The 13,885-nt window shown below is 68.3% G+C and carries 12 protein-coding genes; 6 read left to right on the forward strand and 6 right to left on the reverse strand.

Annotated features, from left to right (window positions below; all coding sequences use genetic code 11):
• Positions 1–277: 277 nt before the first annotated feature.
• The 3 genes from P0R32_RS10760 to P0R32_RS10770 all read left to right on the forward strand — a co-directional run bounded on the left by P0R32_RS10760 (position 278) and on the right by P0R32_RS10770 (position 2,481).
• Positions 278–988 carry a phosphoribosyltransferase gene (locus tag P0R32_RS10760; RefSeq protein WP_276236972.1) on the forward strand — a complete coding sequence of 237 codons (711 nt, stop codon included), beginning with the start codon at positions 278–280 and terminating at the stop codon, positions 986–988.
• 12 nt (positions 989–1,000) lie between these two features.
• Entirely contained in the window at positions 1,001–1,957 is a 957-nt protein-coding gene (locus tag P0R32_RS10765) for an AEC family transporter (protein ID WP_276236973.1), read from the forward strand.
• A gap of 218 nt (positions 1,958–2,175) precedes the next feature.
• The gene (locus tag P0R32_RS10770; RefSeq protein ID WP_349770214.1) at positions 2,176–2,481 is read left to right on the forward strand and encodes a DUF7344 domain-containing protein; all 306 of its coding nucleotides are present in this window, start codon (positions 2,176–2,178) and stop codon (positions 2,479–2,481) included.
• 8 nt (positions 2,482–2,489) lie between these two features.
• Here P0R32_RS10770 and P0R32_RS10775 read toward each other — a convergent pair whose 3' ends face one another.
• A complete protein-coding gene (locus P0R32_RS10775) occupies positions 2,490–3,929 on the reverse strand; it encodes an MATE family efflux transporter (RefSeq protein ID WP_276236975.1) in 1,440 nt (479 codons plus the stop codon).
• Between the two features lie 100 nt (positions 3,930–4,029).
• Between P0R32_RS10775 and P0R32_RS10780 the strand changes: the two genes are divergently transcribed.
• A complete protein-coding gene (locus P0R32_RS10780) occupies positions 4,030–4,530 on the forward strand; it encodes an NUDIX hydrolase (RefSeq protein WP_276236976.1) in 501 nt (166 codons plus the stop codon).
• A 9-nt stretch (positions 4,531–4,539) separates the two neighbouring features.
• Here P0R32_RS10780 and P0R32_RS10785 read toward each other — a convergent pair whose 3' ends face one another.
• Complete coding sequence (locus tag P0R32_RS10785; protein WP_276236977.1) at positions 4,540–5,847, reverse strand: 5'-deoxyadenosine deaminase; 1,308 nt, start codon at positions 5,845–5,847, stop codon at positions 4,540–4,542.
• 119 nt (positions 5,848–5,966) lie between these two features.
• On the opposite strand from P0R32_RS10785, the gene P0R32_RS10790 reads away from it, so the two are divergent.
• Positions 5,967–6,434: an SRPBCC domain-containing protein gene (locus P0R32_RS10790; protein ID WP_276236978.1), complete on the forward strand. Its 468-nt coding sequence runs from the start codon at positions 5,967–5,969 to the stop codon at positions 6,432–6,434.
• Positions 6,435–6,507: 73 nt separating this feature from the next.
• Positions 6,508–7,386, forward strand: a complete 879-nt coding sequence (mtnP, locus tag P0R32_RS10795) for an S-methyl-5'-thioadenosine phosphorylase (protein WP_276236979.1) — start codon at positions 6,508–6,510, stop codon at positions 7,384–7,386.
• 64 nt (positions 7,387–7,450) lie between these two features.
• Here the strand turns inward: mtnP and P0R32_RS10800 are convergent, their stop codons facing one another.
• From P0R32_RS10800 to smc, 4 genes are all read right to left on the reverse strand, one after another.
• A complete protein-coding gene (locus P0R32_RS10800; protein ID WP_276236980.1) occupies positions 7,451–7,714 on the reverse strand; it encodes a hypothetical protein in 264 nt (87 codons plus the stop codon).
• A gap of 190 nt (positions 7,715–7,904) precedes the next feature.
• A complete protein-coding gene (locus P0R32_RS10805; RefSeq protein WP_276236982.1) occupies positions 7,905–9,236 on the reverse strand; it encodes a hemolysin family protein in 1,332 nt (443 codons plus the stop codon).
• Between the two features lie 159 nt (positions 9,237–9,395).
• The gene (locus P0R32_RS10810) at positions 9,396–10,256 is read right to left on the reverse strand and encodes a segregation and condensation protein A (RefSeq protein WP_276236984.1); all 861 of its coding nucleotides are present in this window, start codon (positions 10,254–10,256) and stop codon (positions 9,396–9,398) included.
• Complete coding sequence (gene smc, locus P0R32_RS10815) at positions 10,249–13,836, reverse strand: chromosome segregation protein SMC (protein ID WP_276236985.1); 3,588 nt, start codon at positions 13,834–13,836, stop codon at positions 10,249–10,251. The genes P0R32_RS10810 and smc overlap by 8 nt, the downstream gene beginning before the upstream one ends.
• Positions 13,837–13,885: the final 49 nt, after the last annotated feature.

The following is a 13,885-nucleotide window of genomic DNA, read 5'->3' on the forward strand; positions in this document are numbered from 1 at the left end:
CGTTTCGCGGAGAAGACAGGGCGGACACTCGGCTCGACGACCGCGGCGGGCGTCGAGGTCGGCGTCTCGCTCATTGCCGGTAGGTGTCGCGTCACCAGTAAAGGCGTTTCCCTGTGGGCCGATTTTGTGGATCGCGGCGCCCGCACGCGGTTCGCCGCCCGTTCACGTCGGCAGTGTGACGCGTCAGCGAGTCGTGGACCCGCGTCGTCGACCCGTCAACGAGCCCACGCGTGGCGCCTGTAAACGCTTATCCGAACACCGCCACCACGGGCAGGTAATGAGCGACCTCCCGGACGACTTCGACTGTACGGTCTCCAATTGGGAGTACATCTACGGACTGTGCCGCGACGTGTCCGACCAGGTGAAGGCCGCCAACTTCGAACCGGACGTGGTCGTCGCGCTCGCGCGCGGCGGCTGGTTCGCCGGCCGGTGTATCTGCGACTTCCTCGGCCTCAACGATCTCACGAGCCTGAAGATGGAACACTACGTCGGGACCGCCGAGAAGACCGGCGAACCGACCGTGCGCTACCCGATGCCGGAGGGGAGCGTCGCCGGCAAGGACGTGCTGATCATCGACGACATCGCCGACACCGGCGGGTCGATCAAGCGCGCTCACGAGTACGTCGCCGAGCGCGACTGCGGCGAGGTGCGCACCGCGACGCTCCAACTGCTCCAGACGTCGGAGTTCGAACCGGACTTCGTCGGCGAGCAACTCGAGGAGTGGACGTGGATGGTGTACCCGTGGAACTTCATCGAGGACATGATCGACCTCACCAGCGGCGCGATGGAGCAGGCCGACGCCGAGGCGTTCACCGAGGAGGACGTGCGCCACTACCTCGCGGAGTTCCACGGCATCGACCGCATCGAGATGGAGATCGCCCAGCCGGGTCGCGTCGGCGAGGTGCTCGCGGAGATGGAGCGGCGCGACGTGGTCCGCGAGACCGCCGACGGCTACCGCCTGCTCGACAACGGCGCCGGCGACGAGTAACGCTCCGCGCGCGTGGCGCTCCTCGACATCTTCGCCGGCGCCGTCCTGCCCATCGTCGCGGTTGCGGGCGTCGGCTTCGCGCTCGGCCGGACGAGCGACGTGGACGCCGACCCGCTGAACACGGTCGTCGTGTACGTGCTCGCCCCCGCGCTCGTCCTCCACAGCCTCGCGACCGCCTCCTTCTCCGGCGAGACCATCGCCAAGATGGCGGTCGCCGTCACCGCGTACATCGTCGGGATGGTGATCGTCGCCGAGGGGATCGGTAGACTGCTCGGTGAGTCCGAGCCACGCCTCTCGGCGCTCGTCCTCGCGGCGACGTTCCCCAACTGCGGCAACTACGGCATCCCCCTCTCGGACTTCGCGTTCCCCGGCGGTGGTCGAGCGGCGGCGGTGCTGTACCTCGCGATCCAAGCCGTCCTCATCTACACGGTCGGCGTGTACGTCGCCTCCCGTGCGGGCGGCGGCGGCGGCCTCCAAGGTGTGCGGCGCGTCCTCCGGATCCCCCTCGTGTGGGCCGTCCCGGTCGCGCTCGGCGCGCGGGCGCTCGGGCTCGTCCCCGCCGCGGACGCGACGGCGATGCAGACGCTCCAGTTGGTCGGCGACTCCTCCATCCCGGTGATGCTGCTCATCCTCGGTATCCAGTTGTCGCGGACCGACTACGGGTCGGCGCTGTCGCAGGCGGCGGTGCCGTCGGTGCTGAAGATGGTCGTCGCACCGGCGGTCGCCGTCGCCATCGCGCTCGTCGTCGGCTTCGGCGACGCGACGGTCGCGCGGGTGTTCGTCCTCGAGTCGGCGATGCCGGCGGCCGTCACGCCGCTCATCCTCGTCGGCGAGTTCGCCGACGACCTGGAGGTTGGCGGCGTCTCCGTGCCGGAGTACGTCAGCACCGTCATCCTCGTGACGACGCTCGCGTCGATTCCGATGCTCACGGGCTTGATCGCGCTGTTGGAGAGCGGGATGCTGGTGTGACGCGGTGGGTCGCCGGCAGTCTTATGCTCGCTCGAAGGCAATATTTGCCTAGGAACACGCCTGCACGGTGTGCTCGCGCTCCGACCCTCGGAGCCGTTTGACCGGGGACATGGGCCGCCCATGACCCGCATCCTCGCGTGCGTACGCGGACTCCATCTTTCTCAGCCGGGTTCCGTACCCACATGTCCACCACACCACACCCGGCGTCGATAGACGTGATGTTCGATAGCCTGCAGAACACCCACCAACGGAAGCTCCTCCTCGCGGCGCTCGACAGCGACCCCGAGGAGTGTGAAGCGTTCTCGACGACAGTCGGGACTGACGACGTCTCGCAGACTGGGTACGTCGACCGACTTCCGGTGCTGCTGCACCACGTCCACCTACCGCGGCTCTCGGCGTTCGGGTACATCGACTGGGACCGAGACAGCGGGACCGCCCGTCGCGGGCCACACTTCGACGAGATCGAACCGTTGCTGCGACTGCTCGTCGCTCACGCCGACGAACTCCCGGAGGACTGGCCGTAAGCGGAGCGTCAGTCGTCCGCCGGAGCGCCCGCCGGCGGATCGACGACCGCGCTCATCCACGTCCCGCGGAGGAGCCACGCCAGCCCCACGATGGCGCCCACCACGTCGCCGGCGACGACCGCCCACCAGATGCCCGTCGTCCCGAAGTCGTACACGAACACCGCCGCGTAGGTGACGGGGACGCGCACGAGCCAGATCGCCACGAGCGACAGGACGAGCGCGGTCGTCGTGCGCCCCGCACCGCGGAACGCGCCCCGCGAGATCTCGAAGATCCCGAGGAACACGAACATCACCGACGCGATCCGGAGGTACGTGGCGGCGTACGCGATCGTCTCGCCGGCGTCGGGCGACCCCGGTGGCAGGAACACCTCGACGATGGGCGCGGGGAACGCCGCCGTCAGCAACGCGACCGGGATCATCACCGCGGTCACGACCCCCAGCGCCGCCCGGACCGCGCGCCACGCGCGGTCGGGCTTCTCGGCGCCGAGGTTCTGCCCGACGACGGTGTTGACCGCCTGTGCCAGCCCCATCGCGGGGAGGAACACCAGCGAGATGAGCCGGTTGCCGAGGCCGTACGCCGCGACGACCGCCGGCGGGAACGTCGCCACCAGCGCCGTCAACACGACGAACGCCAGCGAGACGCCCGACTGTTCGAGGGCGGAGGGGACGCCGAGTTTCACCACGTCGCGCACGATGTCGAGGTCCGGCACGAGGTCGCCGGGCCGGACCGCCGGGCCCGCGGGCGTCCCGAACAGGACGTACCAGCCGACGACAGTGGCGACCGCCCGCGAGATGAGCGTCGCCCACGCCGCACCCTCGATTTCGAGCGCCGGGAACGGCCCCCAGCCGAAGATGAGCAGCGGGTCGAGGACGACGTTCACCGCGACGGAGACGACCATCACTCGCAGGGGGGCGCGGGTGTCGCCGTACCCCCGCATCAGCGAGACGAACACGAAGAAGCCGAACAGGAACGGCGTCGCGAGGAAGAACACCCGCATGTACAGCGCCGCAAGCGGGACGATCTCCGTCGCCGTCTGCTCGTCCGCCGGGATGAGCGACAGCGCCGGTCCCACGGCGACGTAGCCGAGCGCACCGAGCACCAACGCCACGAGCATCACGAAGCCGAGGACGGTGCCGGCCACCTTGCCCGCCTCGCGGTCGCCACCACCGGTGGCGGCGCTCGCGCCGGTGTGCTGGGCGACGAGGATCGCACCCGCGGCGGTGAACCCGCCGCCGACACTGATGAACAGGAACACGATGGGGAACGCCAGCGAGAGCGCACCCACGGCGTCGGCGGAGAGCCGCCCGAGCCAGAACGTGTCCGCGACGTTGTACGCGACTTGGAGGAGCTGGATCAAGACGAGCGGCCACGCGACGCGCAGCATCGGCCTGAGGAGGTCCCCCTCGACGAGATCCGACGCGTGCGCTGACGAGGGAGAGTCGGTCATACTCCTACGAAGCGAAGGTGGGTCTTGAACGCTTCTCACCAGTGGTACCACGAAACACGGGGGCGGAACGGCTTTCGGACGGCTGTCTGAATCCCGAACCGTGCACGGATCCTACGTGGTCAACGTCGACGCCGCGGTGTACCGTTCCCATGACGACGACGACGCATCCGCCGAGTTCGACCCCAGCGACGGCGTCGCAGCGGACCCGCAATACCTGCTCATCGAACGCGGCGAGGCGGAGGAACACGCCGCAGGGATGCTCGGACTCCCGGGCGGCACGCTCGAAGCCGATCCCCGCGACGAGGGCGTCCTCGAGGCGACGCTCCGCCGGGAACTCCGCGAGGAGGTCGCCGTCGAGGTCGGCGAGGTGTCGGTCGTCACGAGCGCCGTGTTCGAGTCGGACACCGGAACCTCCTGCCTGAACGTCGTCTGTCTCGCAGAACACGCCGCCGGCGACCCGTACCCGGCCGCGCCCGACGAGGTGGCGTCGGTCGACTGGTACGGCCTCGACCGGATCGCCGCGGCGGACGACGTGCCGGAGTTCACCCGCGGCTACGTCGAGCGGGCGGAGGCCGCGAGAACCGCGTCGCGGTCGGCGTAGGCGGATCCGTCAGGCGTCGACGCCGGGCACGTCGAAGGCGTTCGCCTCGCGACGGACGCGCTCGGCGTCGAGCGTCTGGTGGCCTCCCGCAGCCTCGTCGTACAGCACCTCGCCGTCGACCATCGTGAACCGCACGTCGTCGCCGTGAGCGGCGAACACGAGGTGACTCACTGGGTCGTGGATCGGCGTCGCTCGCGTGAGGTCCGTGTCGATGCCGAGGACGTCGGCCTTCCACCCCTCGCGGAGCGCGCCGACGCGCTCGAACCCCGCTGCCGTCGCGCCGTTGAGCGTCGCCATCCGGAGCGCAGTCGCGGCGTCGACGGCGGTCGGGTCCCGGCCCTCGACCTTGGCGAGCAGGCTCGCCTGCTTCACCTCGGTGAACGGGTCGAGCGTGTTGTTGCACGGCGGGCCGTCGTTGCCGAGCGCGACGTTGACGCCGCGGGCGAGGTAGTCCTCGACGGGCGCGATGCCGGAAGCGAGCTTCATGTTCGAGGTCGGGCAGTGGGTGACGTGGGTGCCCGTCTCGGCGATGATCGCGCGTTCCTCGTCGTCCGTGTGGACGCAGTGGGCGAGGATCACGTCCTCGCCGGTGAGGCCGACCTCGTGGAGGTACGCGACGTTGCGCCGACCGGTCCGATCCTCGACCATCGCGATTTCGTCGGTGTTCTCGGAGGCGTGCGTGTGGATGCGCACGCCGTCGTACGCGTCCGCCAGTTCGCGACAGCCGCGCAGACACTCGTCTGTGCAGGTGACGGCGAACCGCGGCGTGACGGCGTAGCGGATCCGCCCCCCGTCGGCGCCGTGGTACTTCCAGATGAGCCCCTCCGACTCCGCGAGCGCCCGCTCGGTGGCCTGGCGGAGGCCGTCCGGCGCGTTCGTGTCCATCAGCACCTTGCCGGCGCGGGCGCGGATCCCGGAGTCGACGGCGGCCTCCAGCGCCTCCGCGGCGTGGTGGACCGACAGGTGGTCGATCACCGTCGTCACGCCCGACTCGATGCACTCCAGGTAGCCTAACTCGGCGGCGAGGCGCATCCCGTCGGCGCCGAGCCCGGCCTCCATCGGGAGGACATGGTCGTTGAGCCAGTCGAGGAGGGCGGCGTCGTCGGCGATCCCTCGCCCGAGCGACTGGACGGAGTGGACGTGTGCGCCCACGGTCCCCGGGGCGACGATGCCGAACGCACGCCGCTCGTGGTCGGGGTAGCGCTCTCGGAGGGTCGCCTCGTCCCCGACGGCGGCGATGGTGTCGCCCTCGACGACCACCGCACCGTCCTCGATGACGGTGTCGGGGTCGGCGACGACGGTTCCGGCGAGTAGCATGGTTCCGCCTTCCCTCCCGCGTGGTCGTACAAAGACGTGTGGATCGGGGCCGAAGACACCGGTCACATGCGAACCCTGCTCACGGACGAGTATTTCTCCTCGCCGGGCGTACTGTGTTCATGAACACGATCACGGTCACGACCGACATCGACGCGCCCGCCGAGGTGGTGTACGAGGTCCTCACCGACTTCGACGCCTACCCGGCGTGGAACGACTACAGCCGGATCGAGGGCGTCGCCGCCGAGGGCGAACGACTCGCCGTCTCCCCCGGTCCCGCGGCGGGGTCGGCGCCGACGTTCCGACCGCGCGTGCTGCGAGCCGACGGCGCCGAACTGCGTTGGCTCGGCCACCTGTGGGTCCGCGGCCTGTTCGACGGTGAACACCGCTTCCGGGTCGAAGCCGTCGCCGACGACCGCTCCCGACTCGTTCAGGACGAGCGCTTCCGGGGTCTCCTCGCGGGGCTGTTGTTCCGGCGCTACGGCGACGACTGGCGCGCGAACTTCGCGGCGGTCAACGAGGCGCTGCGGACGCGCGCGGAGGCGCTCGTCGCGGCCGACTCCCCGGCCGAGCACGACGCGGCGGCGTAGCCGACTCGGTCGTCGCGCCCCCGACCGTCGATCCGTGCCCTTTAGCGCGGACCGTCCGATCCCGTACCTACGCATGACCATCGGCTTCATCGGCGGCAGCGGAATCTACGAGGCGCTCCCGCTCACGAACACGCGCACCGAGTCCGTCACCACCCCCTTCGGCGAGCCGTCGGCGGACCTCGAGATCGGCGAGTTCGGCGACACCGGTCGCGAGGTCGTGTTCCTCCCGCGCCACGGCCCGGACCACCAGCGCTCGCCCACGGACCTCCCGTACAAGGCGAACATCCACGCGCTGAAGCAGGCCGGCGTCGAGTACATCATCGCCAGCAACGCGGTCGGCTCGCTCAAGGAGGAACTCCCACCGCAGACGATCGTCGTCCCGAACCAGATCTACGACCGGACGAAGAACCGCGACCTGTCGTTCTTCGGCGACGGCATCGTCGTCCACCAGCCGTTCACGCGCCCGTACTCCCCGAAACTCGCCGACCACCTCGCCGAGTCGGCCGAGCGCGCGCTCGACGACATCGACTCCGACTCCGACGTGGTCGACGAGGGGACGTACGTCTGCATCGAGGGGCCGCAGTACTCCACGAAGGCGGAGTCGGAGTTCTACAAGGCGCAGGGCTGGGATCTGGTCGGCATGACCGCCATCCCGGAGGCGAAACTGGCACGGGAGGCCGAGATGGCGTACGCGACGGTCGCCGGCGTCACCGACTACGACGTGTGGAAGCAGGACGCCGAGGTCACCCTCGAAGAGGTGCTGGAGAACGCCGCCGCCAACGAGGAGGCGATCAAAGCGACCGTCGAGGAGGCCGTCCGCACGTTCCCCGACGACATGGACTGCGAGGCCCACGGCTCGCTCGAAGGCACGATCAACACGCCCAGTGAGGCCGTGCCCGAGGAGACGCGCGAGCGCGTCGGGTTGTTCGTCGACGAGTACCTCGACGACTGATCGAGCGATCTGCAGACGCGAATCGACCGACGCGCCAGTCGGAGAATCCGTCGTCCCACCGGGGTCACGGCCCGAGCACGCGCCCCCAGTCGAAGTCGACGCCGTAGCCGGCGCCGATCCGACGGACGCGCTGGAGCACGACTGCGCCACCGACCCCGGCGACGACCGCCGCCCCGAGGTTTGCCATCGCGAAGAAGACGGCGTCCGTGACGGCGACCAACGGCAAAACACCGAGCGCAGCGATCCGGACCGCGTTCGCGCGGACGAGTACGGCCACCGCCAGCAGCACGTACCCGAACGCGACTCCGGCGAGGCGGCGGACCTTCACGTCTGTCTGTTATCAGAGTGGCCGAAGGGTCTTCCGGAGCCGTCACCGGCGCTCCGTCATCCCCCAACTCTCGATTCAATCGACTACAGTTCTGTTGCCACCGAGGTCGAGGCGCTTCCGCGGGAGGTGCCGCTCAATCGGCACGAGCGTACGAAACCGGATCTTCCACCTCAGCGCTCTCCCCCCTGTCTCACTCCGGTTCTGGATCGTCCGTATCGCGTTCGTGGATCCTGACTGTCGAAATCCGGGTCCCGTCGACGGCCGTGACTTCGACGACGTGATCGGCCACCTCGACGCGGTCGCCGCGGTCCGGCGCGCGGTTGAGCCGTTCGAGCACCAGTCCGCCGATCGTCTCGACGTCGTCGCTCGCGAAGTCCGCGTCGAGCCTGTCGTTGAGCGTCGACAACGGGACGCCGCCGTCGACGTCGTACCCGACGTCGTCACGCGGACGAACCGAGTGCTCCCGCTCGTCCACGTCGAACTCGTCCCGGAGGTCGCCGACGAGCGCCTCGACGACGTCCTCGACGGTCGCGATCCCCTCGAACGTCCCCCACTCGTCGATGACCGCGGCCATCTGCTGGTGATCCTCTCTGAACTGCCGTAGGAGGTCGTCTAGAGCCATCGTCTCGGGGGCGATGACGATGTCGCGGGCGATGTCGTCCACCACCTCGGCGTCACCGCCCTCCACCTCGGCACGGAATACGTCCTTGAGATCGACGAACCCGACCACCTGGTCGCCGTCATCGGCATCGAGAACCGGATAGCGCGTGTGACCAGCCTCGAGGACGAGGTCGTGGAGCTGTGAGAGCGTGGTGTCGGCGGGAACGCTCACCACGTCCGGGCGTGGAACCATGACCTCTCGCACCGCGATGTCGTCGAGGTCGAACACCCGTTCGATCATCGTCACCTCCGCGAGGTCGATATCACCCTCCTCGCCGGATCGGGTCAGCACTCGGAGGAGCTCTCGCTCCCCTAGCGTCTCGTCCGTCTCCGACGCGGGCGGCACGCCGAGCGCTCGGGTGAACGCGTTGGCGGCGCCGTTGAAGACGACGATTCCCGGATAGAGGATGTAGTAGAAGACCTTCATCGGCGGCGCGAGGAACAGCGAGAGCCGCTCGGTCTGGGCGATCGCGAGCGTCTTCGGCGCGAGTTCGCCGAAGACGACGTGGAGGAACGTGATGAGGCTGAAGCCGATCGCGAACGCGACCAGGTGGATGAGACCCCCGGGGAGAATCGGTGCCAGCACTGGCTCGATCAGCGACGCCACGGCCGGTTCGCCGACCCACCCCAGTCCCAGCGAGGCGATGGTGATTCCGAGTTGCGTCGTCGCGAGGTAGTCGTCGAGATCCGCCATCACCTCTTGCAGCGTCGCCGCGCCGGTGCGACCCTCGGCCGCGAGTTGGTCGACCGAGGTGCCTCGTATCCGCACGAAGGCGAACTCCGCGGCGACGAAGAAGCCGTTGAGCACCACGAGCGCCAGCGCGACGACGACCTGCGCCAGCGAGAGCGCGACGTTCACCATCGGCCCGACTCGACGCGGCGGCCGACTGACTGCTTCGTGTTCATCTCTGTGTCGTGCTATCGACCACCCAGGTTAAATAACTGAAAGTGATCCGACCGGTGCGCGCACCGCGCCAGTGTCGTCGGACTCGCGCCAAAGTCGGTCTCGGTGAACGCCCGATCAGTCGGCAATCGCTTCGTCGCCCGCGGCGGCGACGCCAGCGTCGCGCACCCAGAGGTCGCCGAACAGGTCGTCCTGTTCAAGCGTGATCTCGCCGCGGTGTGCCAAGAACAGGAGCGCGAGGTACGTCATCACCGCCGTACTCCCGACGCTCGATATCTCGCGGAACAGCACCTCCGTCCGCCCGCGCTCGTACTGCGGGCGCAGTTCTCCCCGCACGTCGTCGATGACGGCCTCGATGTCCTCCTCGTGGGTCGTCCCCGTCACGTCGTCTTCGCCGGGCTCACCCTCGCGGCGCAGTGCGCCGGCGTCGTGGTACTCCAGCGTCTGCGTCCCGCGGGAGAACCCCCGTGGCGACTCGCTGGTGTCGTACTTGCGCGACTCCTTCCACCACGACCCCCGCTCGGCCTCCCGGAGTTCGCGGACCAACTCGTCGAGCGTCTCGGGGGACCCGCGGGTGTTCTTGCGCTCCAGGCGGCGGTCCATCTCGTCTTCGAGCGCGTTGATCGGGTCGAAGCCGTCGTCGATGGGGGCGTCGTCGGTCATCGGGCCGCGCTCGAACGCCGCCTCCCACGGTTCGAGGTCGTCTTCGGGGTCGTCGTCGTCCGCGGCGAGCATGTCGTCGGACTTCATCCGGAGGAGGACGCTCGCGTAGAACAGCGCCCGCCCGCCCGTCCGGAGGTCGGCCTCGTCGAGGCGCTCGAGGAACGCGTCGGTCACCTCGACCACGTCGATGTCCCACGGATCGATCTCACCCTCCTCGGCGAGGTTCACGAGCAACTCGACCGGCTCCACCTCGTCGTCGTCGGTGTCGGCCTCGTCGGGGCGCGTCTGGTCGACGTCGCCGGGCGCCTCAATCATCGGCGCTCGCCTCCGGCACCGGTTCGCCGTCCTCACCCAACTGGATCCCCGTCACCGCCGAGACGTTGTCCGACTGCATCGTCACGCCGATGGCGCGCTCCGACCGTTCGAGGAGCGCCGAGCGGTGGCTGACGACGACGAACTGCGCGTCGCCCGCCAGGTCGTGGACCATCTCGCCGACGCGTTCGGCGTTGACCGCGTCGAGGAAGGCGTCCACCTCGTCGAGTGCGTAGAACGGCGCGGGGTTGTGCCGCTGGATGGCGAAGATGAACGCCAGCGCCGTCAGCGACTTCTCCCCGCCCGACATCGCGTCGAGCCGTTGGACGGGTTTGTCCGCCGGTTGGGCCTTCATCGTCAGTCCGCCCTCGAACGGGTCCTCGGGGTCTTCCAACACGAGTTCGCCGGACCCCGCAGAGAGCCGCTGGAAGATGTCCGTGAACTGCTCGTTGATCGCGTCGAAGGCGTCCATGAACGTCGCCTTCTTCTGCGACTCGAACTGGTCGATGCGCTCCTCGATGGCCTCGCGCTCCTCGACGAGCACGTCGCGCCGCTCCTGTAAGTCCGCCAGGTCGTCGGCCACGTCGTCGTACTCGTCGATTGCGAGCATGTTGACGGGTTCGAGCGCCTCCATCTCCGACTCCAGGCGGGTGATCTCCGACTCGACGGTGTCGTGGTCGGGGATCTCCGCGGGGTCGTAGCTGCCGACCTGCTCTTCGAGCGAGTCGATCTCCCACTCCAGGCGCTCGGCGGTCTCGCGCAGCGACTCCAGTTTCGAGACGACGCGCTCGACGGCGTTCTCCTGGTCGTCGCGTTCGGACTTTGCCTCGCGGTACGCCTCCTTGACCTCCTCGCGTTCCTCCTTGAGGTCCGCGAGTTCGTCCTCCAGGTCGGCGATGGCCTCGCGCTTCTCCTCGAGGGTCGCCTCCTTCCCGGCGATGGCCTCCTCGAACTCGGCGATTTGCTCCTCGGCGTCCGCCTTCTTCGCCTGCGCCTCCTCGACGGTGTCGTGGAGGTCGTCGATGGCGTCGTCGGCGTACTGCTTCTCTAGCTGGAGTTGGTTGAGGTCGCCGTCGAGGTCGTCCATCCGGTCTTCGAGGTCGTCGATGTCGGCGCGGATGTCGTCGGCCTTCGCCGACAGTTCGGGGATCTTCGAGTCCGCCAGTTCCGACTCCAACTCCGCGATGTCGCCCTCGACTGTCTCGATCTCGTCGTCTGCCTCGGCAATCTCCTCGTCGAGCGCCGTCATCTCCTCGTCGACGGCCTCGCGCTCGGCTTGGATCTCGTCGAGGCGGTCCTCCAGTTCGTCGATGCGCGCCTCCTTCGTCGCGACCTTCTCCTCGGCGCGCTCGATGTCCGACTCGATGTCGCGTACCTTCTCGGCGGCGTCCGACGCCCGCGACCGGGCGTCCTCCAGGTCAGAGTCGACGCTCGCGATCTCGGATTTGAGCCGCTGGCGCTCGTCTTCGAGGTCGTGGATCGCCTCGGCGACGCGCTCCAACTTCCCCTTACCGGACTTCGAGAAGGAGTACCGAGAGCCGCCGCCCGACCCGCCGGTCATGGCGCCGGACTTCTCGACGAGGTCGCCGTCGAGCGTCACCATCCGGTAGTTGCCCATCAGGTGCCGCGCCGTCTCCATGTCCTCGACGACCAGCGTCGCGCCGAGCACGTACGAGAAGATAGGCTCGTACTGGCTGTCGTAGTCGACGATGTTGCGCGCGAAGTCGACGACGCCGGGGTCGTTCGGCAGCGACGGCAGCCGCCGGTCGTCCATCTTCGTGATCGGCAGGAACGTCGCGCGCCCCGCGTTGCGCTGCTTCAGGTAGTCGATGCAGTCGGAACCGACGCCGTCGTCGTCGACGACGACGTTCGCGAGGCGACCACCCGCGGCGGTCTCACACGCCTTCGCGTACTCGCCGGGCACCGACGCCAACTCGCCGACCGGGCCGTGGACGCCGCCGAAGCCGGCGTTCTTGATCGTCGTCACCGCCCGCGGCCACGACGTGTCGCCGGAGGACCCGGCACGCGCCTCCAACTGCGAGTACTCCTGCTGTTTCGCGCGGATGTCCTCTTCGACGGTGTCGAGTTCCTCCTGGTAGTCGGCCTTCTCGCTCCGGAGGTCCTCGATGATGCCGTCGATGCTCGCTTTGTTCTTCTCGGCTTTGTCCAGTTCCGAGTGGAGGTTCGAGACGCGCTGTTTGAGGTCGGGGATCGCGTTGCGCGTCTCCTGCAACTCGTCTTCGACGTCGCCGATCTCGTTCGAGCGGCGCCGCGCGTCGTCGAGCAGGCGGTCCTTCTCGCGCTGGAGTTCGTTCTTCTCCGCCTTCAGCTCCTCGAGCGTCTCCTTCTTGTCTGCGAGGTCGGCTTTCAGTTCGTCGAACTCGGTGTCGACGGAGTCGATCTCCGCTTGCACCTCCGCCAACTCCGAGCGCTTCGTCGTCAGCGACGACTTCAGGTTCGCCTTCTCGACTTTCGTCTCGCGGATCTGCGACTCCAGGCCGTCGATCTCTTCGCCCTTCTTGTCGATGGCGACGAACGCGTCGCGGCGCTCGTTCTCGGCCTCCTGGAGGCGCTCCTCCTGGTTCTCGATCTTCCCCTCCAGACGCGACACGTCGCCTTTGATCTCTTCGATCTCGGCTTTGATCGCGATCTGCTCGTCCTCGCCCTTGCGTTCGATCTCGCGATTGATCTCGTCGAGGTCCGCTTCGAGGTCGTCGACGCGCGCCTGTCGCTCGTCGAGTTCGTCGCGGAGTTCCTCGACCTTCTCTTCGCGAGACGCCATCGAGGTTCTGGTGGACTCGAGGTCGGCTCGTTTCTCCTCTAACTCGGCGGCCTTCAGGTACCCCTCGTACTCTTCCTTCTCGTCGCGCAGGTCCTGGTACTGGAGGGCGGTCTCGCGCTCGTCGGCGAGTTGGTCGAGGCGCTCTTCCTTCTCCTCGATCCGGAGGTCGGCCTCGTCGATGCGCTCCTCGACGGTCTCCAGTTCTCCGAAGGCGTCCTCCTTCTTGGCGTCGAACTCGGCGACGCCCGCGATTTCGTCGATGATCCCCCGACGCTCGTGGGGGGTCATGTTGATGATGTCCGTCACGTCGCCCTGCATGACGACGTTGTACCCCTCCGGCGTGACGCCGGCTTGCGCGAGCAGGTCCTGGATGTCCGAGAGGTTGACCGAGCGACCGTTCAGGTAGTAGTACGAGTAGTAGTTCTCGTCGGTCTCTTTCACCCGGCGCTTGATCGTGATCTCCTCGGCGTCGCCGACGTCCTCGCTGCCGGCGGCGCTGACGACCTGCGAGCGGTCGAGTTTCCCGTCCGAGTTGTCCAGGACGACCTCGACGCTCGCCTCGCGAGCGCCAGAGGGACCCTCGTCGTCCTCGTAGCCGGGGTTGTAGATGAGGTCGGTCAGTTTCTCGGCGCGAATGCCGCGCGTGCGCGCGAGTCCGAGCGCGAACAACACCCCGTCGATGATGTTCGACTTGCCCGACCCGTTCGGCCCCGTGATGACCGTGAAGTCCTCGTAGAAGGGGATCCGCGTCGGCCGCCCGAAGCTCTTGAAGTTGTCCAGGACGAGTTCCTTGATGTGCATGAGTGTCTGGAGCGTGGTGTGTTGCCGGCGTGACGCCCCGCTCCGAGGG

The sequence above is a fragment of the Halobaculum marinum genome (assembly GCF_029338555.1).
GTDB classification, from domain to species: domain Archaea; phylum Halobacteriota; class Halobacteria; order Halobacteriales; family Haloferacaceae; genus Halobaculum; species Halobaculum marinum.